At 43.9% G+C, this 21,910-nt stretch carries 21 protein-coding genes; 18 read left to right on the forward strand and 3 right to left on the reverse strand.

Features of this window, described 5'->3' with window-relative positions; all coding sequences use genetic code 11:
- Positions 1 to 20 precede the first annotated feature (20 nt).
- The 4 genes from KNP75_RS14535 to KNP75_RS14550 are packed head-to-tail and all read left to right on the forward strand — an operon-like array spanning position 21 to position 3,631.
- A complete protein-coding gene (locus KNP75_RS14535; RefSeq protein ID WP_214879367.1) occupies positions 21 to 1,376 on the forward strand; it encodes a DUF262 domain-containing protein in 1,356 nt (451 codons plus the stop codon).
- Positions 1,377 to 2,363, forward strand: coding sequence for a DUF3696 domain-containing protein (locus KNP75_RS14540; RefSeq protein WP_214879366.1), 987 nt, complete (start codon positions 1,377 to 1,379; stop codon positions 2,361 to 2,363). It begins immediately after the preceding gene.
- Positions 2,357 to 3,208: a hypothetical protein gene (locus KNP75_RS14545; protein ID WP_215190744.1), complete on the forward strand. Its 852-nt coding sequence runs from the start codon at positions 2,357 to 2,359 to the stop codon at positions 3,206 to 3,208. The genes KNP75_RS14540 and KNP75_RS14545 overlap by 7 nt, the downstream gene beginning before the upstream one ends.
- A gap of 60 nt (positions 3,209 to 3,268) precedes the next feature.
- Positions 3,269 to 3,631 (forward strand): hypothetical protein, encoded by a 363-nt coding sequence (locus KNP75_RS14550; protein WP_214879364.1) that lies wholly within the window; start codon positions 3,269 to 3,271, stop codon positions 3,629 to 3,631.
- A gap of 247 nt (positions 3,632 to 3,878) precedes the next feature.
- On the opposite strand, the gene KNP75_RS14555 is transcribed toward KNP75_RS14550, so the two are convergent.
- A complete protein-coding gene (locus KNP75_RS14555; protein ID WP_214879362.1) occupies positions 3,879 to 4,904 on the reverse strand; it encodes a tyrosine-type recombinase/integrase in 1,026 nt (341 codons plus the stop codon).
- A 250-nt stretch (positions 4,905 to 5,154) separates the two neighbouring features.
- The gene (locus KNP75_RS14560) at positions 5,155 to 7,665 is read right to left on the reverse strand and encodes a DEAD/DEAH box helicase (RefSeq protein WP_214879360.1); all 2,511 of its coding nucleotides are present in this window, start codon (positions 7,663 to 7,665) and stop codon (positions 5,155 to 5,157) included.
- Between the two features lie 112 nt (positions 7,666 to 7,777).
- On the opposite strand from KNP75_RS14560, the gene KNP75_RS14565 reads away from it, so the two are divergent.
- Positions 7,778 to 8,551, forward strand: coding sequence for a DUF6414 family protein (locus KNP75_RS14565; protein WP_214879358.1), 774 nt, complete (start codon positions 7,778 to 7,780; stop codon positions 8,549 to 8,551).
- Positions 8,551 to 9,696, forward strand: coding sequence for an AAA family ATPase (locus KNP75_RS14570; RefSeq protein WP_214879355.1), 1,146 nt, complete (start codon positions 8,551 to 8,553; stop codon positions 9,694 to 9,696). The genes KNP75_RS14565 and KNP75_RS14570 overlap by 1 nt, the downstream gene beginning before the upstream one ends.
- Positions 9,697 to 9,913: 217 nt before the next feature.
- Here the strand turns inward: KNP75_RS14570 and KNP75_RS15885 are convergent, their stop codons facing one another.
- The gene (locus KNP75_RS15885) at positions 9,914 to 10,171 is read right to left on the reverse strand and encodes a helix-turn-helix domain-containing protein (protein WP_214879353.1); all 258 of its coding nucleotides are present in this window, start codon (positions 10,169 to 10,171) and stop codon (positions 9,914 to 9,916) included.
- A 301-nt stretch (positions 10,172 to 10,472) separates the two neighbouring features.
- Between KNP75_RS15885 and KNP75_RS14580 the strand changes: the two genes are divergently transcribed.
- The 12 genes from KNP75_RS14580 to KNP75_RS14635 all read left to right on the forward strand — a co-directional run bounded on the left by KNP75_RS14580 (position 10,473) and on the right by KNP75_RS14635 (position 21,897).
- Complete coding sequence (locus tag KNP75_RS14580; RefSeq protein WP_214879351.1) at positions 10,473 to 10,961, forward strand: helix-turn-helix domain-containing protein; 489 nt, start codon at positions 10,473 to 10,475, stop codon at positions 10,959 to 10,961.
- Between the two features lie 298 nt (positions 10,962 to 11,259).
- Positions 11,260 to 11,442 (forward strand): hypothetical protein, encoded by a 183-nt coding sequence (locus tag KNP75_RS14585; protein WP_021065836.1) that lies wholly within the window; start codon positions 11,260 to 11,262, stop codon positions 11,440 to 11,442.
- A 12-nt stretch (positions 11,443 to 11,454) separates the two neighbouring features.
- Positions 11,455 to 11,679, forward strand: coding sequence for a hypothetical protein (locus tag KNP75_RS14590; RefSeq protein ID WP_012390467.1), 225 nt, complete (start codon positions 11,455 to 11,457; stop codon positions 11,677 to 11,679).
- 66 nt (positions 11,680 to 11,745) lie between these two features.
- On the forward strand, positions 11,746 to 12,846 hold the full coding sequence (locus tag KNP75_RS14595) for a hypothetical protein (protein ID WP_214879349.1): 1,101 nt from the start codon (positions 11,746 to 11,748) through the stop codon (positions 12,844 to 12,846).
- Positions 12,847 to 12,860: 14 nt separating this feature from the next.
- Complete coding sequence (locus KNP75_RS14600; protein WP_214879347.1) at positions 12,861 to 15,224, forward strand: VirD4-like conjugal transfer protein, CD1115 family; 2,364 nt, start codon at positions 12,861 to 12,863, stop codon at positions 15,222 to 15,224.
- 16 nt (positions 15,225 to 15,240) lie between these two features.
- On the forward strand, positions 15,241 to 15,483 hold the full coding sequence (locus KNP75_RS14605) for a hypothetical protein (protein WP_012390470.1): 243 nt from the start codon (positions 15,241 to 15,243) through the stop codon (positions 15,481 to 15,483).
- Between the two features lie 16 nt (positions 15,484 to 15,499).
- Entirely contained in the window at positions 15,500 to 15,916 is a 417-nt protein-coding gene (locus tag KNP75_RS14610; protein ID WP_138858520.1) for a hypothetical protein, read from the forward strand.
- Positions 15,917 to 15,931: 15 nt separating this feature from the next.
- Positions 15,932 to 17,893, forward strand: a complete 1,962-nt coding sequence (locus KNP75_RS14615) for a pLS20_p028 family conjugation system transmembrane protein (RefSeq protein ID WP_214879344.1) — start codon at positions 15,932 to 15,934, stop codon at positions 17,891 to 17,893.
- Between the two features lie 6 nt (positions 17,894 to 17,899).
- Entirely contained in the window at positions 17,900 to 18,199 is a 300-nt protein-coding gene (locus KNP75_RS14620) for a DUF5592 family protein (RefSeq protein WP_115336761.1), read from the forward strand.
- Between the two features lies 1 nt (position 18,200).
- Positions 18,201 to 18,821 (forward strand): hypothetical protein, encoded by a 621-nt coding sequence (locus tag KNP75_RS14625; RefSeq protein ID WP_214879343.1) that lies wholly within the window; start codon positions 18,201 to 18,203, stop codon positions 18,819 to 18,821.
- A 17-nt stretch (positions 18,822 to 18,838) separates the two neighbouring features.
- Positions 18,839 to 20,791 carry a VirB4 family type IV secretion system protein gene (locus KNP75_RS14630; RefSeq protein WP_214879341.1) on the forward strand — a complete coding sequence of 651 codons (1,953 nt, stop codon included), beginning with the start codon at positions 18,839 to 18,841 and terminating at the stop codon, positions 20,789 to 20,791.
- On the forward strand, positions 20,791 to 21,897 hold the full coding sequence (locus tag KNP75_RS14635; protein ID WP_214879340.1) for a lysozyme family protein: 1,107 nt from the start codon (positions 20,791 to 20,793) through the stop codon (positions 21,895 to 21,897). The genes KNP75_RS14630 and KNP75_RS14635 overlap by 1 nt, the downstream gene beginning before the upstream one ends.
- The last annotated feature ends 13 nt before the right edge of the window (positions 21,898 to 21,910 follow it).

Consider the following 21,910-nt stretch of genomic DNA (forward strand, 5'->3'; position numbering starts at 1 on the left):
AAGAGATGGGTGGAGTAAATATGAATAATGTATATGATGATTTCAATTATGAAGTAAATACTAATAATAATAGTTTAAATTTTAAATATAAAAATCAAAGAATCAGCTTAAACATTTCAGATCCTATTTTATTCTACGAAGAAGTTGAAAGAATAATTGAGGAAGAAGATTTCAAGGACTATTTAAAAGAATTCTATATGAAATTATCTGAAAAGAATTTTGAAGCTAGCTTAGATGGGGTCGAAGGAAATGATGATGAGGAAGACAAATATAAAAAAGAACCTTATGACCCCACGAAAGTCAGATACACTCTCAAGATTTTTTCTGCGGCTAGTTTGGTATCTTATGTTACGGGATTTGAAGGCGAAGAAGAGCCTACAATTAATTTACATCCTGATTTTCAAAGGAATTTTGTATGGTCCGCAAAGGATAAAAGTTTATTGATTGAGTCCATGTTGTTAAATATTCCTATCCCAGCTATTTATTTGAACGAAACAGAAATGGGGAAATACTTCCCCGCTGATGGATTACAACGTCTTAATACACTGACGGAATTTATGACAGGGAAGCTAAAGTTAACTGGGTTAGAATACTTAGAAGAGTATAATGGTTTCAAGTATAAAAAGATTAATGATAATGATAAAGTACTACCAATAAATATTAAAAGACAAATTCGAGATTATCAAATCACTTGTTATGTAATTGAATATAGTACTCCAGAAAAGATAAAGTTAGATATTTTTAAAAGGTTAAATTCTTCAGGAGTCAAATTGACTTCACAAGAATTGCGTAATGCAATTACTAGTCCACAGGTACGCATTCTTTACAATAAAATTGAAGAAAATTCTATATTTAAACGTTTAATTAAAGACACTGTTAACACAAATCGATTTGTACACCATGAATTTATTTTAAGATTTTTTGGATTTTACTATTCCGAAATTTCAAAAGAGATTTCCTATAAAGGAACTGTTAAAAACTTATTGGATTCTGCTTTAATAAAAATGAATAGTGAAAGTAACGAGAAACTAAAAGATGTGGCTGATGAGTATATTTCTGTTCTTGAAAAATCATACTATTTGTTTGGTGAAAACAGTTTCAGAAGATCAAATGCCTCAAAAAAACATTCAAAATTCAAAACACCGATAAACACAGTCCTTTACGTTCAAATCTTATTACATTTAATTCACGCAAAGTTACCAGTCGGAAAAGAAATTGGGTTTGCGAGCGAGGAATTCTTTAAATACTTAGAAAATAATCAAGATTTTTTAATGAGTATTTCAAGTGCTACAAGTAATCAAAAAAATATTGTGTCTGCAAGAGAACATGTAAACAGGTTTTTTGATTTTTTATTTTTGGGAGAGGAGAGAAATTAAATGATAAATACTTTGTATTGTAAAAATTTCAAATGCTATTTAAGTACAGAAATTGACTTTCAACAATTCACTGTAATATCAGGAAAAAATTCTAGTGGGAAGTCAACTATAATACAAGCTATATTATTGTATTACGCGAGTTTAAACAGTAACAAAGTTAATCTACACAATATTTTCAATTTAAATTTAGTGGGACAAAAGGAATTAGTTTGTAATAAGCAAATGGACGAAGATTTTTTTGAAATAAGCATCAATTCAAACGCATTTACATATAAAGAACTTGTTTTGAATGAGCGATCAGTCTTAAACAATATTAGCCTTGTCGAAAAACAGCCTGACTTTGATGATCATTCAATTATATATTTAGGAGCAGATAGAACATTATCTTCTCATCAAATTGAAAGTATCCACGGTGATGGATATGTTCCTACGCCAACAAATAGTTTTCTGGCAGATTATGTATTTATAAATGATAATGCACTTAAGTCAGATACAATACGAAACAAGATTTCTGATTGCTTAATAAAGCTAGGATTCGTATCTCAATCATTTGAAGTGATAAAAGGAGGGAGGAATTATCAATTAAAAATAGATAATACTGATATTGAACATGTAGGAGTAGGAATAAAGTATACAATTCCAATTTTATTATCTGTCATTAGTAATCAAAACAGTGTGATCATTATTGAAAACCCTGAAATTCATATTCATCCAAGTGCACAAGTTACTTTAATGCTTTTACTTTTACAAATATCTAAAGAAAATAATAATCAGTTGATTATTGAAACACATAGTGATCATATTTTGAATGCGTTAAGAGTAGGAATTAAAAGTGAATTGGTAGAGTATCAAAACTCTCAAATTTTATTTGTTAACGAAGATAGTGAGGTTAATAGTATTGACATTGATTCCAAAGGTAGACTAGGAGAGAGACATGACGGTTTCTTTGATGAAATTGAAAAGCAATTAAAGGTACTTTTATGGTGAAAAAAATAGTTTTGAATAATGATTCCATTGTTTCTGAAAACCCTCAAAAGTTTGTTGAAAGTTTTAAATTTTTTAGCAATGTTTTAAATGAAAATTTTCTCGAAATTTATCATTCGCGAAAAATTATATATTTTTCTAATCTGGAATTTGCTGAAATGAATTTAACGTCTGATGGTAAAACTCTTTATGACTTTTACCAGTTCATAGAGAATCCGCACGATTGGATAACATTAATTTCAATTTTTATGGATAGTAATTTCATCGTTAACAAAAATATTGATGAAAGAAATCAACTTATATCTTCAAATTCACTAATATTAAGTAGTTTTGCTCATAATTCAATATATTGTACTGATTGTTATGAAGTGGAACTTGATTCGATAAAATATCCAATAAGAAATATTTTTAATTGTGAAACCCTAGAAAGCAATTTAAGTGAAATAATAATAAGTGACTTTACAGAACGAATTTTAGAGGATGATTTAATTATAATTAATAAGTGCGGTAAAAATAGAATCGGGATATCCAAAATTCTTTTTCATGATCAATTTGTTGATGAATATCGTGTAATGCAGAAAAAGTATCAAGATAAGTTTCTAAAGATTTATTCGGCTATTTTGAGGGGAGAAAAGGTTTTAAGAGACTATGATTATCATGGAGAATCAGAAACAGTAAGAAATGGAGATAAATACAAAGCTGAAAGAAAAGTCAAATTCCAAAAAGTTGAACGTATAATATACTATCACTTGAAACTAGATAAGGATGTCAGTGTCTACATGGAAATCGAGAATGAAATATTATATGTTGGAAAGTTTACACATCATCTTAGTACTAAAAAAAATTAGCTGGGTTGAATTTGCACTTAACTCATCCTAAGTCATGAATTGATAAAGAGGAGACTTGAAATGGGGCAAAAACAGAATGAAGACTCTATTCTTAAAGCATATAATATGAATGGCAGAAATAACGCCCTGAATAACATACAGATTATTCTAAAAAATGGACAAGGAGATATTTATTTAGAGAATGTAAATGTTGAGCTGGGACCTAATCCTCCAAAAAGTTCAAATATTAGAATTGAAGTTCAGGACGAAGATGAGGAGCAATTTAAAGAGTGTGGATTTAAAGAAACATACTTTTCAAAAGAGAAAATTGCAATTAAATTTTCTGACATAAGTGATCACCAAATTAAAAAAGCTTTTTTATTTCTCAAACCACAGAATACGAAATACACTTTATCTTTTGAAATGTTCTTCAAACCATATTGATTTTAATTTTTTAGGTTAACTCTATATAATTTAGTAAAACATATCAAAGCTTTAACTGATAGTTCGATACTATGGACAGAAATAATATTTCAAATCTATTCGTAAATAAAAACTGTCTAGTGTGGTTTGTTCAATGAAAATGTGTAGTAATAGGCTTTAAAAAATTTGATAAAATATGATTTCTGCTTAAGAATCAATATATATTAATGTTAAATATTTATTTAATATGGTAGGACAGAACAAGACTTTACTCAAATGGTAAGTCAGCGTTCGATATGTTTGAGAGTCGATCAAGTGATTGCAAGTAACCGTTCGTCGTGTTTATCGATTCGTGACCGACCAACTGCATAACCCCAATTAACGAATTGCCGTTAGCAAGGAGTTTCGTGATATAAGCACGGCGGAACCAGTGAGGTGGATTGGTATTCTCTGCTGCTACAAACTCCACTGCCTTATGGGTCATTAAACGAATTGCTTCATATGTCATTGGGTTTCCTGACTTCTTTGTGCTGAAAGCGATGTATGGAGAATCCATTTCTTCAATCATCATCAATGTCTGCAATCGATTAATCAGATGACTCGCTTTTTCGGTGAGAGGAATTCGACGCCATTTATCACGTTTTCCTTTCACTTCGATGTAGAAGGTTTGTTGATTTCGTTTTATGTCATTAAATTTTACGGAAAGAAGTTCTGAAGCACGCATTCCGGTCGTCAACAACAAATAGCCAATGGTTTCATTTCGGAGCTCTATGAGTTCCTTTTTTTGTGTTCGTTGAACCGTATAGCGAAACGATTCGGCAATGCGTTCAATCTCTTCAAAATCAACTTCTCGACGAAGTGGTTCTGGTCGCTGCTGACTTTTTACATGGAAAGCTAAGTTGTGTTGATGATATTGATTTGTATGAAGGTAAGTCAAGAAACGCTTCAGCATATTGTTTTTACGTTGTGCCGTGCGAGGTGCGTATTGCTCGTTTACGTCAAACAAATAACGATGAATATCCAGAACAGTCAAGCGCTTCAGACCTTCGGTTTTGGTCATCACAAAACTAAGTACGAACTCGAGGTCTTGCTTATAGGCACGACGCGTGTGCGGACTTTTATCAGCGTAGATTGGAAATAATTCCGTTGCCCAGAACAATTCAATTATTTCGATATCAGTTAACGTCTCGAGATCGATATGGTCCTTTTTCAGCGCCTCGGCCAATTTCGGATTCGCCCCGGTCAATTCTCGCAATGCCACTTCGAACGCCAGCTGCTTTTTTTTGATTTCCATGCCTCTCCCTCTTTTCTAATCAATTCTTATAAAAAATGAAACGTATGAACAGTATCTAGCAATATAATGTGTATTACAAATGTATTTTAAATCAGATACAACAAACATTATGGTTTATTCTAGTGAATATAATGTAATACATCATTTACTTTTATATCAAATAATAATCATTAACTTGTGATAACCTTATATTATCACAAGTTAATGTCATATAAAACATAGGCCGAAAATTCGGCCTATGTTTTATACCTTATGATTTAACTCGGAAAGGTACTAAATAATTATCGACTAATTTGTCAGACCGCAAGTTAGACTTCGCTAAACATTCATTGCATAATGCGATAAATTGTTCATCTTTTAGTTGAGATTCTACTAAAGTAGTAATTAATACTCTAGAATCTGAAATTAGTGAAGAAAGTTTTTCAAAAGTTAAAGCATAAGAATCCTCTGCGTATGCAGCTTTAGCAGCGAAATTTTGAGGATGAATACTAGTCCTTACGCACTGATAATCAGGATACTTATTAGCAAACCACTCTCCAGCAACCAATAGTTGACCGTGCTCTGTCTTTGTCAGTTCATTCTTTTTAAGTTTTTTACTCTTGGCCTCAATCACTAATCCAACTCTTTCAGGTAATAGCCATAGGACATCAGGACCTTCTCCTCTTTCGTCAAAACGTTCTGCTACTAAACCAATGAATATAGCTAGCTCTTTAAGAGCCTGCTCAAAACGATTAGCAGAAGAGTCAGGATGCAAATCTGACACTATACTTTCAAATGCTTGTAAATAACCTCTGCGAATTTTGTAGGCTTGAATTCTTTGTGCGATTTTGTCTGCTTGAGGCATTGAAACAGTTAGAGCACGGTAGGGTGGAATAATTTTAGGTCTAATCAAATTTCTATTTTGAGAATAGGCGGAACGTTGTAATTCCGAAGCTTTTTCTCTATTCCCCCAATGATGTGCAATTCTAGCAGCTAATTGTTGAAGCCAGCCAATTGTTTGAGAGTCAAGTTCTTTTCTATCTCGTTCAATGAATTGTTCGATTTTATTTATAGCTTTGTTATGATGACCGTCATTCCATAAATTTAAAGCTTTTCTTTCTATCTTAGCTAGTTCTAATTGAATTCGATCTAGTTCGTTCTCATCCACTGACTCAGCCAAACTGTCTGCATGATATCCCACCCAATCAGAGTCTCTGTTGAAACTTTTTTCAATAGTTTCGATTAGATCTTTAGGAGATTTTATTTCTTTACTTACTTCAATCCCCATTTCTAACTGTGCTTGCGTTGCACTTGTTAAAAATTTGAAATTTGCTTCTTTAGAAATCCATGAAGCGATATCTTTGCCGACTAGTAGAATGACACAATGATCACCTGCTCCTCTTGCGCCTCTACCAAGACCCTGCTCGATTCTTTGAGCAATGCCTTTTAAAATTGTATTACCTTCATATAGTGTACTAGCTTTAAAAATTTCATAATCTGATGTACCTTTTGGGAGCCCTTCCATTACAAGTAACCGACATGAATCGCCAGGTAAATCAATTCCATCGTAACGATTTACAAACACTGCAGGACCTAAGGTCGCTTGTTCTTGTAGTTCTTGAACTACTTTTTCTACATCTTTTCCCATTGATATCTTAGCGAAGATTTTCCAGGATTCTGTTGCTCCTTCCGAAGGAACTAGTACTACTGCGCCCAATCCTTTATTGTTTACAGTCCATTTAACAAGGTTTTGATTAAAGTTTTCAGGAGAGGTAAAAGGCATTAAATCAGGAACAAGTATCATACGTTCACTAATTCCTGCTAAAGATCTCGATTTCAAAGGGTTCTCAAGACTAGCTGGGTTTGAATCAAAGGTTCTCAAAATATCGCTGTCGTCGGATATTGTGGCAGACATATATATTTTTCTTTTAGCATCATCAAAACTAGGGAACATATTCACTTGTGGTAAGACTGGTGTAATTGTGACTTTAGTTTTACTGATAAAGGCATGACATAAATGAAGATTATCTCTTAGTAAGGGCCAAACAAAATCGTATTGCGTTGTATCGGTTCTAAGTCGTTCTCTGATTGTATCAAGCTGTTCATTCCATGCATAATAAGGTACTTCTAAAATTGTAGAATTTTTACCTGAGACTATGTCTTCAAGTGTACCTAATTTATCTATTTCTCGAAAATCTTTGCGGAATATATCGATTACAGATTCAAATAAAGAACGATTGGTGTCAGCTTTAATCTCTAAGGTAAAAGAGTTTCTAATAACTGAAAAAGCCGCATGCGCATCATCTAAAATAATTCCACCTAGTCTCTGTGGATTCATGTCTCCTCTTATACCAAATTTACTTCTCCCATTAAATAGTGCATTATAAGTTCCTACCATAATTGCTTTACTATTAATAAAATCAATATTGAGTGGGTTTCCAGGAACGTAAGGTACAGCGTCGATTCCAAATTCTCGAGCTTTTTGAATAGTTTGTTCTACTAATTGCCTAGTAGGCGTCAAGTATAAAACCGGTTCACCTAATTCATTAAGAGTAGATTGAGCGATAAGTAATCCTATTAAAGTTTTACCACCACCGGTATGTAATTTTATAACTGTGTCAGGCTCATTCTTATATGTATCAAACCAAGTTTGAAGGATGTCAGTTTGACTGGTATACAAGTCATTTACACCCTCTGGTTTAGGAAGTCTTCTGAAAATCTCTATAGGATGTATTGATTTGGGCTTTGCTTTTTGAGTTTTCAACTTTTTAAAATCAACCATATACTGAAACCTTCTTTCTGTATAATGAATATAATAGTGCGGTTATATTTCTAATTGTAACCTAATTAAGATCCATTTATTGAAATTCCAAATTTATAAATCGAGGTGCAATATGATAAAAGTAGTATACTTTGACGAAGCTTCAGCCTTAGATATCCTAGATCAACAACATAAAGGTAGAATGGCTGAGATTACCAAAGAAATGGCTGAAACAGCTAGTCAATTGTCTGCCGAAGGAGAGGTGGGGGTAAAAGGTAAATTGAATCTGTTTGCCTTTTTAAATATGCACACTGGGGTCGAAGGAAAGAGCGGTATATCAAAAAAAGGTAATAATATTTTAACCACCACTTTAACTAATACTATTTTTACTAGCTATAAAGACATCTTGAATTCTGAATATATTAAATCCAATCATAATTTTATCGAACTTAAAAAATGTGAATTAAGAATCCATCCTAACTCCTTGACTTTTATTAAGTCTCTTGCGCCTTTCGTCAAAGCATATACTAATTCAGCTGATGTGCTAATTCAAATGGACGCGAGTAAAGCAACTGAACCGACCTACGATATCTCATTGCTTGATGAAATTTTAGAAAATGCTAAAGGTTATTATGAATTCATTGCAAATACTGATAGTGGAAAAAAGATTGTAAGATTTAATCTGGAAGGTCTAAGAAATAATTACCGCTTAAGTGATCTTCAAAAAATGGACCTCACAATTCATGGAGTTAAGGTTGGTATGAGCAATGAAGCCGACTTAGATTATTTGAAAGAATTTGAAAATAATTCTTTAGAGGAATTTAATTTAGGTGTTCATCTCGATGAGGATAGAAAAAATTCTGGGAAACTTGAAGTAATTGATGTGATTTTAGCAGGTGTAGAGTAATGCCTAATATAACAATTTTTGAGGGGTCTAACAGAGAGTTTATTGAACTAGTAAAAGAAAAAAGTACCTCAACTTTAAGTTTGCAAACTCTTGTTATTATTCTTGATAAAGGGAACTTTGAAGAGTGGTACAGAGAAGAAGTTGACAAGGGGAACAAGTATACATTTATAGGGCATGCAAACGACTTCTCAGCAGTTACTGAATCATTTTTAGATACTTTCCCTGCTTTAATATTTTTTTTGATTGATAACGGAATATTAGAAAATGTTTATATACAGAACCCTGTAATTAAAGTTAAAGACCGTTTTGAACAGTTAAAAAAGCATTCGAAAATTGATTTTAAAATATTGAACGGTAAAATTCAGTCCATAAACGATAGCAGTTTAAAAAGCTTTTATGAAGAATTTAACGAGACAATTATTGGTCAGGAACATGTTGTAGAAGATTTGCTTTCATATGTATATCCACACACTGCTTCATACAAAAAACCAATTGTGCTAATGTTTTATGGACCACCTGGCGTAGGAAAAACAGAAACGGCTAAATTACTAGGAAAAGCTCTTTTTAAAGGAGAGATAGTCAGGGAGCAAATGTCTATGTATCAAACTGAGGCTTTTGCAAATTACCTTTTTGGTGGCAAACCTCATGAGAATTCTTTTGCGAAAAATTTAATGAGTAGGGAGAGTAATATTGTACTATTAGATGAATTTGATAAATGCCCTATCGGTTATTTAAGTGCTTTTTATCAGTTATTCGATGAAGGTATATTTATTGATAAAAACTATAAAGTTGATATAGGAAAATCAATTATTATCTGTACAACCAATTACGAATCTAAAGTCGAAATTTTAAAAGCGGTAGGAAGTCCTATCTATTCAAGATTTGATGGTTTTATTTCTTTTGAACCGTTAAGTACAGAAGCTAGGGAAAAAATCATAAATATTAAATATGAAAAAAATTTAAAATTGTGGAGTATTCCAGACAAAAAAATAATAGAAGCCTCAACATTGAAAGAAGAATTGCTAATAAAAGCTGGGTCTTTTTCTAACGTTAGGAATATTGATAACACTGTTAGGTCTTTCATGTCACAAATTTTAGTTAAAAATAATATCATTTCCAAATCTGAAAAATGCAAAGATAAATAACAAGTGAAAAATTAATTTTATTTTGGAACTCAGACTGGTTATGTTTCAATAAAATAATTTAACGGAAAAGCTGAACAAAGAGTCTTATTCTTTAATTCAGCTTTTCGTAATTATGGTTAAAGAGACAAAATATTTGAAAAGCTCGATTCATACACTATATTTTAATATACAGTGTAAGAACTGAACTTCACCAACTTATCCCTTTAGACATACACAACTACTCGAATTTTTTACTATCAAAAAAATGGCTTATCGTAACGTTTAATCCGTCGCAAAACTTTTGAATCGTACTCACCTTTGGATGCTTTGTACGTCCGCTCATCAGTTCTGAAATCGTCGCTTGATTTAATCCCCCCTTTTGAATCACTTGATGAATAGTCATATTTCGTTCATCCGCGAGCTCCTTCATCCGCTCGATGATTGCCTCATTCAATTCCACTTGCTCACCCCACGATCCAAGGTCTCTCTTCATCATTTATTCTTTACCAAACCTTCTATTCCTCTACCCTACCATAATCTCTTGAAATCAAAATACTTGTCATTATTTTCTATAATTAAAGCGTTATTTTTTTACAGTTGTGCTACAATACCAAAAATATTGAGTTACTGTTGCCTATGAATCCTTATATAGAGCGGATTCGACAAGAATCGTCAATTGTAAAATTTCTGATATATCAGAAAACTGATGATTTTTATTCCTATCCCTGCTATATTAGAACCAACAAAAGGAAACATCTGTTTGGTCGCCGCTCTGATTTACAGAAAGGGGAAGGCTTATGTATCGATTCGGGGAGTGGTTGAAGGAGAACCGCCGGCTCTCGGGCTGGTCACAGGTCGAACTATCAGAGAAGACATTCGGGGAAATCTCACAGCCCGCCATCAGCCAATATGAACAAAACCGCTCGGTGCCGTCAATCGCGGACATCGATCATCTGGCCCGAGCGTTCGGGCACACGCTCGCAACGGTGCCATGGGACGCCATCGACTTCGGATACGGATTGAAGCGGTCCGTCACCAAGCTCGAGCGACGTCGCTTCGACCTGAAGGAACTGCCGCAGGCCGACTCGGTCCGTACGTTCGACGGGAAGACCTATGAGCTGCACGGTTTCATCGGCATCGAGAAGGCGAGCGGCGAGGCGGTCCAGCTGACCCAACTTTATTACCGGATCCGCACGGTAGTCTGTGACGCCCACGTGCTCGCCAAGCGCAAGAACCCGGATGACGAGCTCATCCAGGTCAAGAAACGGAAAAGAGTCCGACAGTAACCGACATCGACGTAGTAGCACATCCTTAAGGATGGTCTCCTCCAATCACATACCGGCGTGTCCCTCACCAGTGACCGGGTGGGCGGGATCTACGCACAGATGGTTCGGCGAGAGTCGCCTAAAACTCGCCACAAGGTCACCGCATCGTTCCGGGTCATCGAAAAACCCTGTACAGCTCCTTCGATTCAACGAGGAGCGGAGTTCGTGGGGGAACGGCTAGAAACCCACCGCACCGAATCGACTGTCCTTAATGATGTGCTGCTGCACATCACAAGATCAAGGGAAGGAAGTGTGTACTGTGGCATCAAAAGAACAGAAACAGAACCGTAGCTTCGCCGAGAAACTCTTACGCATCCGTGGGAAGGACTATGAGGAGTGGCTCGACGAACAACATCAACAGGTCATCCAGGACAACCAGGAACTTATTTTGGAGGCGCTCGAGGCGAAGCTCAGCTTCAAGTCGCCGGCGCATCAGGACTAAGGAGGGAACGACATGGGACTCAATGAGACAGGGCTCAGCTTGCTTCAGTTCTTTCAAGGACTTGCCGTCATCGCCGCGGCCATCGCCTTCGCGATCGGGGGCTTCTACTTTATCTTCGGCGGGGATCGCGGCCGCTCGAAGGCAGTCGGTTGGCTCGTAGGGGGCGCCGTCGGTCTGATCATCGTCATGGGCGCGTTCACGCTCGCCGAGATGGTCGACCAGAACATCAAATTCTAATGCACACGCACGCGGCGTTCCAATCGGAAGGCTTTTTTTGTTGCTTGAAAGGAGAGGAGGAACAAGATGCTGTTTGTACGATTCACCGACGTGCCCGACACACGGGTCCAGAACTATGAACGGCTCACCTTCGCCGAGGCCGTCGTTGCGACACATGACCTGCATAAGGTACTCAACGAGGAAGGGACGAGCTGTTCCGGTGATTTCCGGCTCTTTGATCAGAAAGATGAGTTGCTGTATCGAGGGACGTTCACGTTCGGGACCGAAGGGACCTATCCGAACCTGTATCATCAAGTGAAGGACCGGGTACAACGGATCCGGACGAAGAAAGAGGACAACGCGAAGAAGATGTGGCTCCTCGACGAGATCGAGTCCGAGACACCGGAAGACTATAAACGCCATTCCATCAAATCCAACCCGATCGTGTCGTCGACCTATCAGTCACGCCTGACCCGACTACAGCGTCGCCTCATCTACGGTGCGGCCACGGCCGGGATTCTATTCACCTCACTCTTCACTGCCGCGCAATGGTTCAGTGACAAGGAGGCGCACGCCGAACAGGTGACCGGTACTGAACAGAGGTGGTTAGATGCTTACGAACGAGCGCTCCAAGGTGAGGAGTCCTCGCTCATCGATTTACTGGAACGGAAAGACCGGTCCGAGGAAGAGGATATTCTACTGGTCGACCTCTATCTCGCAGAAGGAGCAGACCAGAAAGCGCTCGAGCTCACGGATGACCCTATCCTGATCGAGACGAAGCTGGCCAGGCTCGACCTATCCGATCAGGAGAAATTGGAACGGCTCCAAGAGTTCCAAGCGTCACATCCGACCGATGAGGGCGCATTCGATCTCGCCACACTGGAACGGGATCATGAGACCGTGGCCAAGACGGAAAATGTGGAGTGGACTGCTCCCCGTATTTCCGCGAAAGTGACCGCCTATCTCTATCTCGGGGACATCGAGGCTGCGAACGATTGGGCGTCCAAGACGAACGACCCTGCCGTACAAGAAAAAATCGACGAGTACCAAAATATCACGGCCACCATCGGTGAACTGAACGAGAAACTGAAGAAGACCTCTAGCAAGGACACATCGGCCCGTGAGAAGATTCAAGCCGCGATCGCAGCTGAAGAAGTTAACCTGGAAACGATTCTTTATTCAGATTAAGGTAGGTGAAATAATTGAGAACTCAGTCTCTATCACCACGATTCCCGATACGTCTGATCTTCCCCGCCCTGTTCTGCCTGTTGGTGGTGCCGGCCGGGATTTTTTATCTGCTGAACGGGGTCTACAACATTATTCGACAAATCATGACCCCAATCGTACAAGATGGGCTGTTGGCCGGAGCGACGATTCCGGCGCTCTCACCCTCCTTGTTCTTGGAGGTGAGTCTCCCCTCTTCGACCGTCTTGATCGGACTGGTGGTGTTCAGTCTGTTCATCGGATTGGTCGTGTTCGGCAAGGTATGGCTGAACTTCCGGGATCTTCGGAAGAATCAGAAAGGGAGCGCCCGCTTCACCTCATTCGATGAATTGAAGCAACAGTACCGTCGTGTCCCGGACCGGAAGAAGCGCTATGACGGATTGGGTGGTGTCCCCGTCGGACGGGTCAAGAACGAGCTGTTCATCGATGATTCGCCCGTCAACAACCTTGTCATCGGGACGACCCGTTCCGGGAAGGGCGAGACGTTCGTTTTCTCGACAATCGACCTATACAGCCGGGCAAGTGACCAGGCCAGCCTGATCATCAACGACCCGAAAGGCGAACTTTTCGCCGCTTCGAAGGAGACGCTCGAGCAACGCGGCTATCAGGTCGAGGTGTTGAACCTGATGAACCCGCTCCAATCGATGTCGTACAACCTGTTGCAACTGACGATTGACGCATTCCTCGAGGAGAACTATTCGCTCGCCCAACAGTATGCACGATCGGTCGCCTTCATGTTGTACCATGACCCGAAGGCGCGGGACCCGTTCTGGGCCAACTCGTCGATCGACCTGTGTACGGCGCTCATCCTCGGACTCTGTGAGGAGGCGAAGGACACACCGGAGAAGATCAACATGTACAACGTCGCGCTCATGCTCTCGGACCTCGGTTCCCGGACGGTGGTCACGCGACAAGGACAGGAAATCTCCGCGCTCGACGAGTTCTTTCAGCGATTCCCGGAGAACCATCCCGCCCGACTCCAGTTCGCGACGCTCCACTTCTCCGGTGGCCAGACACGGGCGAGTATCTTAGCCAATACGAATGCGAAACTCGGGATCTTCACGTTGAACGGGACCGGGAAGCTGACGTCGATGAACTCGCTCGACATGCGACGCATCGGATTCAACCGCTGGATCAGTGGACGGACTGAACCTTTGACACGACTCACGTTCACGTTTCCCGATGGGACGACCCATGCGCTCACGACAGACGACGATGGCAGCTTCATCGTGTACCACGCGTCGTCACTTAGAACCGGAGACGCCGTTCAAATCTCGACCGACTCAAGCACTGCGACGATCCAGCTAGAAGCGCATGACGAGGAGAGTGGACGTTTCCGTTACGCAATAGATGAGATGATACAGATTCGTGAGGTGATGCACCAGCTCCGTCCTGTGGCGGTGTTCCTCATCGTCCCAGACTATGACCCGACATTCAACGTCATCGCGTCGCTCTACATCAAACAGGTATACACGGCGCTCGCCCGGGTCGCCTCGCAGACGAAACAAGGCAAATGCGAGCGCCAAGTCGTCTTCTTACTCGATGAGTTCGGCAACATGCCACCAATCGAGGGTATGGCGAACATCATCACGGTCTGTCTCGGGCGCAACATGCGCTTCAACCTCGTGATCCAGGCCTACTCTCAGCTCGAGAACCTATACGGTGAGGATTGGAAGACGATCGACGGCAACTGCGGGAACACACACTATCTGTTGACCGCGGACGAGTCGACCGCCGAACTAATCTCGAAGAAGCTCGGTGAGGCGACCATCGTCACGAAATCGCGGTCCGGTCAGACGTTCTCGCTCAAAAAATCGAAGACGGAGAATGTGGACGGCCGCCGGCTCATGACAGCGACCGAGGTCATGGGACTTAAAGAGGGCGAGATGCTCATCATCCGTGTCATCAAGCGTCAGGACACGAAGAAACGACGTATCCAGTCGTATCCAATCTTCCTGAGCGGCAAGACGGCGATGAAATATCGTTACGAATACCTGGCGGACGACTTCGACACGAACCGCTCCCTGCATGACATCGACATCCCATGCCGTCACGCCGGTCTCGACTTCGAACAAATCCGTATCCGTTTCGCGAAGCAAGAAGACGAAACGGATATCAATATTCCATCGAATCAGGAAGATAAGTCCTTGACGGTACGAGATGTGCTGCAGGACAGCATCCTCCGCTCGATGTTCGAAGGACATGACATCGGCGGGATGTCCCTCCCCGAGTTCGAGACGAATCTGAACCTAGAAGTTTACGACGTCACCGACAGCCAGAAGAGCTTTTTGAGCACGATGATTGCAAAGCGACTCGAGAAACTGAAGCAAGGTACACCGTAGAGAGGAGGCCGAACCCATGGCCGAGAGTGCGAGAGAGAAGCGAATCCAGAACGAATTGCGTGTCGTCGCGAGGATCATCGAGACGCAACGCGTCCGCCTCGAACGGGGCGACGTGCTCAATATCCAAACGACCGATGGCTTTCTGACCGTCTATCAGGACGACACCTCAGACACCCCGAAAACTGTTACACTAATAGATAAGTTCGACTTCCGCGTCAACTTAAAAGTCGCGGATCTATTGAAGGGGAAAATCGTCTGACGGAGGGGTAAACGTTATGAGGAAACTACTTGCGGGTACTTTAGGAATCAGCTTGTTTTTACTTGGAGCTTGCTCAAATTCCAATGAGTCTTTGGTTCAACGTGATATTGAACACGTTGAGAAGGTCATGACAGCCGAAGAGGATGATTATTTGCTGATTGTAAAAGAAGAAGATGGTGAATTCGAAGAGTTCGTTGAATTCGTAAAAGAGGTAGCGAACGAAGAGAGTCAACAAGTCACGCTCTATAATACGTTTCAGCCAGATGGCGAGGAACTTGTCGATCGTGGTAACTTTGAATACACTGACGAACTAAAAGGTGCCGTTCTATACTCGATTCAAGATGGAAACGTCACAGATGAAATCAATGTTGGAATGTTGACGGCGGATAATTACGAACAACAGTTAGCAGACTTCTTTACTAGGACTCAGTAGATTGGGGGTCTTTCAATGGCTGATTCCGATTTAATCACCAAATTACAGGAATACGAAGATGTACTCCAAATAAGTAGTATGGTCAATGACGCACTGCGCTCAATGGGATGGATTCTTGTCAGAGGACTATCAGTCTTGATTGACGGCCTTGAATCAATCACGAATCAAATCCTATTAACCAATACATTCTTCAATAATGAACAAGTGGTTGAATTCGTTCTTACGATTCAACCTTTTTTGTATGTTCTTTTAGCAGGAAGTTTCTTGTTCACTGGGTACTTGTTGATTTTCCAAAAGAAATTTGAACGTGAGAGTTTTTTGATCAACCTGTTCATCACACTATTGATCTTAGGTTTACTTTCACCAACTATGAGCCGAATTCAGGAGTTCTCTGATGAGGCAATCGCAGAAATCGGAACAGACTCGCTTTACGACGGAGAAGCCTCATTATCTGAGAGTATCTTAAAGCGGAATGTACATGATTTGATTGAGCACGATTCGAAGAATTTTGATGCTAATACAGGCGAATCATTAAATGCCATTCCGACTGAGTTGATTGATAATATCCGAATTAATGAAATTTTCGACAAGAACAACTATGACTTATCGGCAACCGGAAACAAATTGGCCGAGTCCTATATTCTATGGAACGGAAAAGAGACAAGTCTCGGTAAACTCGATCAAAGTGGCGTCGAATGGAACAACCAGTATTACTACCGCTATCAGCCGAACTGGTTGACCATCTTCGTGACACTCGGAATCATGGGCTTCACGCTGTTCTCGATCGCCTACAAACTGGCTCGTCTCTCGTTCGAGCTTGCCTTCAACTATGTCTTGGCAATCCTCGTCGCACCGGCCGATCTGCACAGTGGTCAAAAGACGAAAAAGGTCATCCAAAGCATTTTGAACACGTTCCTCGTGATCATTCTGATCTTCGTCTCCATCAAATTGTACACGATCGGGACCCCCTATCTCGCAGAGACGTTGGACGGGTTCGCCTACCTGATCGCCCTCATCGCCTTCTCGGTCGCATTGATCGATGGGCCAAACATGGTCGAGCGGCTGTTTGGGATCGATGCCGGGCTTAAACGGGGCTGGGGTGTCGCCCTCGGTGCCTATGCCGCCGGGAAAGGCGTGACCTCGGTAAGTGCCCACGCGGTCTCAAAGGTCGCACGTGCCACACAAGGCGCACCGAAGATGCCATCGCTCCATGAGGCCGCGACGACTCGGATGGATTCAAACTCCGTTCCTCAGAATGGTTCACCGCTTAATGCGGCGAGCCAAACTCCACAAAGGATGGACAATGAGCGACAGATTGATGCGAATGAGTTCGCCCAGGCGAATCAAACCGCCAGTCGCACGCAGGCCGATCAAGAGAATCCGACAATTCCGAAGGACGTTGCGCAACCAATCAGTGGTCAAGAATCAGAACCGGAATCGCAAGGCTCTACACACGTGAAGGAAGCGGCAGGTCGCACGTCTCCCGAATCGATTCATGCGACGAACCCGGAATCGAATACCGAACGTGGACCCGACCATCAAACCAGGTCATCAGAGACGCCAAGACCGGAATCGATTCGCGACCATTCAAGTTCTGGTCATTCTCCAGTCCCTGCTTCGTCGACTATCGAACCGGTTACCGGGTCCATTGATGCCGTGTCTGGACCAGACCACCGTCACAACGAATCGGTAGCCCGAAACGACGTGACGTCACCGACACCTTATGAGGCACCACATTCAAATGACTCATCCTCGTCTTCATCATCAACGATGGATTCGAGTGATGCGGCAACAGCGAAACATCAAGGACGCGCCCGACGGACCATCCATCAAGACACCGTGCTCGACGTCGAGACCGAGGTCATTGAACAGGTGCGTGAGAATCATACGCACCGTCATAGCCAGAATCATGAAGAAACGCGACGGATTTATCCGACCTCGCCGCCTAAACCTGACAACATCAAGAAGAAGGAGTGATGACCTATGCGCAACTACCGAATCCCGAACGAGGTCACGACCGAGCTCAAGATCAACAAGATGCTCTATCTGCATGACTTCCTGTTCCTCGTCGGGCTCATCGTGCTCCGGCTCGTGACGCTCCCGTTCATCCCGTCGATGCTGCACATCCCGTTCACGGTCTTCCTCGTCGTCTTCGGGCTGTTCATGGTACTCCGGCCGGCGACGAACCCGCAGAAGCGGATGGTCCACGCGCTCTATTACACGCTCATAAAACGGAAAGACACCTATATCGCGCTCGATGCGCAGACGAAAGGACGTGATTGAGATGGCTTTCATTGAAGACACGCTAAGGGAACCGAGACGCACAGGCACCTGGCTCGACGAACAGGACGTGGTCGAGAAACGGAAGGTCAAAGACAAGGTCGTCGTCAAACCGACGGTCGCCGAACTGATGCCGATCGTCGACATCACCGGTACCGAGGCTTTCGAGATGCGGGATGGGACCTATCTCGACATGGTCCAACTCACCTCAAAGGACATCTACTCCTTGAATGAGGAGGAAAAAGACCATGACGTGTTCTCACTTGCCTATCTTCTGCAGGCGTACAAGCATCCGCTCAAGGTCGTGCCACTGAACACACCGCTCGGTCTCGAACGGCAGAAGATCAGCATCGAGCGACAGATTCGACAAAATCAGACACCGGCCTACCTGCCCTTCTTACTAAAGAAGAAGCAGGAGCTTGAATACCTCGAGGAGCATCGCACCAATCGCGATTATCTCCTCTTTTTTTATGCCGATGACGAGCGGACGCTACGGGAACGGAAGACACACCTCTATAAACTGCTCCGCCGCTCGAACCCGATGCGCGAGCTGACGCTCGACCAGAAGGTGCATGTGCTCTATCAATTGAACAACCCGAACACGAAACCGCAACTCGACGCCTGAAGAAAGGATTGACGTATATGTGGCAACGCCTGCGTGACAAGTTATCCAAACAACAGGACCCAGAGACCGTCAAGATTGAAAAAGGCTACAATCCCGACGTCATCGCCAAGATCCAGCCGCAGGGCGGCATCCGGTTTGAGGCCAACTTCATCCGGCTCGGCGACGGCTATTTGTCGTGCCTCCACGTCTATAAATATCAGTCGCTCGTCTACGACTACTGGCTCGAACCGATTCTGAACATGCCGGGCGTTTTGACGACGCTCGACATCGGGACGGCCGACAAGCGCGAGATCATCCAGACCATCAACAAGTCGATGGCCGAACAGAACACACGCTTCGAGAACGCAAAGGACAACATCGACCGCATCGACGCCCGGGAGACGTATAAGGAACTGAACGAGCTCTACGAACAGATCACCCAGGGCGAGACGATGAAATATCTGCACCTTCGCCTCTATGTGAAGGCGAAGACGCTCGACGCGCTCGAGGTGAAGGTGCAGGAAGTGATGGAGGAGCTCGAGGCCCGGAACTTCCGCTCGACGATCTTCCTGAACGAACAGGAATGGGAGTGGCAGAGCCTGTTCACGAGCTATGACCAACAACAGAGACTGCCGAACCGGCGACGTGGGAAAGAGATCCCTTCCCTCTCCATCGCTGGCGGCTATCCGTTCCACTTCACGTCGCTCCAGGACGCGACCGGGACGTATTACGGGATGACCGACACGAACGGTAGCGTCATCTTCGACCTGTTCCATAAGGACAAACAACGCAAGTTCTATAACGCGCTCATGATCGGCAAAATGGGCTCTGGCAAATCGACACTTCTCAAGAAGACCGTGCTCGACCAGGCGATCAAGGGCAACAAGATCCGCATCCTCGACGTCACGGGCGAATTCTCCGATCTCGTGCTTCAGCTCGGCGGGAAAGAGATCGCGCTCGACGGGTCGGCCGGGCTCATCAACCCGCTCCATGTCTATAAGACCGTGACGAACAATGACGGGAGCGCCAACGAGGCACTCTCGTTCATGCAACATCTCTCGAAGATGGCCGTGTTCTATCACTACATCAACCCGGCGGCAACGCAGGAAGAGACGAACGAGTTCGAGATCCTGCTTCGGGATCTGTACGTCCGGCACGGGCTCTGGGACGAACAGGGCGAACTGCCGATCACGACGCATCCGGCGAACCGGTACCCGACGTTCTCCGACTTCTTGATGCTTGTTCGTCGTGAGCTTTACACGGACGACACGCGCACGTCGATCAAAGAAGCAATCAGCCCGAACCGGGTCCGACGTCTCGAGAACATCGAGCTCGCCGTCACGAACCTCGTTCATAACTATGGCAACATCTTCGACGGCCACTCCTCCATCGACCGGTTCGACGAGGAGCTCATCGTCTCGTTCCCGCTCCGAAACCTCACAAGCCTCCGCGACGAGGTGTTCCAGGCGCAGGTGTTCTCGCTCATGAACATGCTGTGGGACGGGATGATCGCCAACGGATCGGATCAACTGAAGGCCTATAACCAGGGCGTGCTCCGGACCGAGGAGGCATGCAAGTACCTCATCGTCATCGATGAGGCGCACCATTTGATCAACACGCGCGACATCGCACAACCCGCCATCCTGTATCTACAACGTTGCATGCGCGAGGCGCGCAAGTATTTCGGCGGCATCTTCTTCGTGTCGCATCTGATCACCGACTTCGTGCCGGCCGGATCGAAGTCCGAGAACGCGGAGAACGTCAAATCGCTCTTCCAGTTGACGCAGTACAAGATCATCGGCGAACAGGACGCAGAGAGCATCCCGATCATCCAGACGGTGTTTGATGGCCAACTCTCAAATTCCGAGATGCGCATCATCCCCTCGCTCGAGACGGGGCGTGTCGTCCTCAGTATCTCGGGCGTGCAGAACCTCATCTTTGACGTCGACGTCGCGCCCGAGGAACTCGCTTTGTTCGGTGGGGGTGCCTGATGTGGGCGGCCGCGAAACGGACGGCCCGCTTCGCCGTCACAGCGAAATGGCAGCTCGCGACGCTCAAGTGGCGACTCATCCTGCTCGGGATTTCGATACTCGTGTTGTTCCTGGTCATCCTCGTTATCGGAATCCTCGACACGCTCACAGGTGTCCAGAACGAACAACCGACCGATGTCACGTTCGATACGGCCCGTGGTCTCCAAGTGAGCGACCAGGTGCTCCAATATCGGGGCTTGGTCGAATCGGAACTGTCGAAGCACGGACTGGCCGAACAGACGAACCTCGTACTCGCGCTCATGATGCAGGAGAGCGGCGGGCGCGGGAACGACCCGATGCAGGCGAGCGAATCGAAGTGTGGACGGATCGGGTGCATCACCTCCCCCGAGGAGAGCATCGTCTACGGAGTCGAACATTTCGCCTCCGTCTTCGAACGGGCGAACCGTGACGTGCAGCTCACGCTACAGAGTTACAACTTCGGAGGCGGCTTTATTGACTATGTCCAGGAGAACGGAGGACGGTACTCGAAAGAACTCGTCATCTCGTTCTCGCAGATGATGTTCCAACGCGTGAAACACACCGGCATCTATCGTTGTCATCGCCCGAGCGCGGTCCAGCACGGTGCCTGTTACGGGGACATCGAGTATGTCGATGCGGTGTTGAAATACCTCGCGCCGGTCGCCGTCGCCGATGGGGTCATCACGAAAGAACTGTTGTCGGGGTTACATTCCCCGCTCGCCATCCCACTCAACGTGACATCGCGTTTCGGGTGGCGCGTCGTCTTCGGACAACGGGACAACCACACCGGTATCGACTTCAGTTGCACCCCGTCCGACACGATCCACGCGGTCAAGAGCGGCACCGTCATCTATAGCGGGAACCGCGGACCGTATGGCAATCTCGTCCAAGTCCGACACGACAACTACATCACGTCGTACGCGCACCTGAGTCGTCTCGGCGTCCAGACCGGGCAACAGATCAACGCTGGGCAGGCGCTCGGGTACTGCGGCACGACAGGCCGATCGAGCGGGAACCATCTGCATTTCGAGATCAAGACGAGCGAATGGTCCGGTCATATCGACCCCGCCCCGGTCTTCGGATTTTGAGTCATGGATGTAT

Source organism: Exiguobacterium sp. s6, from assembly GCF_018618155.1.
In the GTDB taxonomy this organism is placed as follows: domain Bacteria; phylum Bacillota; class Bacilli; order Exiguobacteriales; family Exiguobacteriaceae; genus Exiguobacterium; species Exiguobacterium mexicanum_A.

Bases quoted from the DNA above. Each gene is read 5' to 3' on its own strand.
- KNP75_RS14535 (WP_214879367.1), top strand. From the start codon at position 21: ATGAATAATGTATATGATGATTTCAATTATGAAGTAAATACTAATAAT.
- KNP75_RS14540 (WP_214879366.1), top strand. From the start codon at position 1,377: ATGATAAATACTTTGTATTGTAAAAATTTCAAATGCTATTTAAGTACA.
- KNP75_RS14545 (WP_215190744.1), top strand. From the start codon at position 2,357: ATGGTGAAAAAAATAGTTTTGAATAATGATTCCATTGTTTCTGAAAAC.
- KNP75_RS14550 (WP_214879364.1), top strand. From the start codon at position 3,269: ATGGGGCAAAAACAGAATGAAGACTCTATTCTTAAAGCATATAATATG.
- KNP75_RS14555 (WP_214879362.1), bottom strand. From the start codon at position 4,904: ATGGAAATCAAAAAAAAGCAGCTGGCGTTCGAAGTGGCATTGCGAGAA.
- KNP75_RS14560 (WP_214879360.1), bottom strand. From the start codon at position 7,665: ATGGTTGATTTTAAAAAGTTGAAAACTCAAAAAGCAAAGCCCAAATCA.
- KNP75_RS14565 (WP_214879358.1), top strand. From the start codon at position 7,778: ATGATAAAAGTAGTATACTTTGACGAAGCTTCAGCCTTAGATATCCTA.
- KNP75_RS14570 (WP_214879355.1), top strand. From the start codon at position 8,551: ATGCCTAATATAACAATTTTTGAGGGGTCTAACAGAGAGTTTATTGAA.
- KNP75_RS15885 (WP_214879353.1), bottom strand. From the start codon at position 10,171: ATGATGAAGAGAGACCTTGGATCGTGGGGTGAGCAAGTGGAATTGAAT.
- KNP75_RS14580 (WP_214879351.1), top strand. From the start codon at position 10,473: ATGTATCGATTCGGGGAGTGGTTGAAGGAGAACCGCCGGCTCTCGGGC.
- KNP75_RS14590 (WP_012390467.1), top strand. From the start codon at position 11,455: ATGGGACTCAATGAGACAGGGCTCAGCTTGCTTCAGTTCTTTCAAGGA.
- KNP75_RS14595 (WP_214879349.1), top strand. From the start codon at position 11,746: ATGCTGTTTGTACGATTCACCGACGTGCCCGACACACGGGTCCAGAAC.
- KNP75_RS14605 (WP_012390470.1), top strand. From the start codon at position 15,241: ATGGCCGAGAGTGCGAGAGAGAAGCGAATCCAGAACGAATTGCGTGTC.
- KNP75_RS14610 (WP_138858520.1), top strand. From the start codon at position 15,500: ATGAGGAAACTACTTGCGGGTACTTTAGGAATCAGCTTGTTTTTACTT.
- KNP75_RS14615 (WP_214879344.1), top strand. From the start codon at position 15,932: ATGGCTGATTCCGATTTAATCACCAAATTACAGGAATACGAAGATGTA.
- KNP75_RS14620 (WP_115336761.1), top strand. From the start codon at position 17,900: ATGCGCAACTACCGAATCCCGAACGAGGTCACGACCGAGCTCAAGATC.
- KNP75_RS14625 (WP_214879343.1), top strand. From the start codon at position 18,201: ATGGCTTTCATTGAAGACACGCTAAGGGAACCGAGACGCACAGGCACC.
- KNP75_RS14630 (WP_214879341.1), top strand. From the start codon at position 18,839: ATGTGGCAACGCCTGCGTGACAAGTTATCCAAACAACAGGACCCAGAG.
- KNP75_RS14635 (WP_214879340.1), top strand. From the start codon at position 20,791: ATGTGGGCGGCCGCGAAACGGACGGCCCGCTTCGCCGTCACAGCGAAA.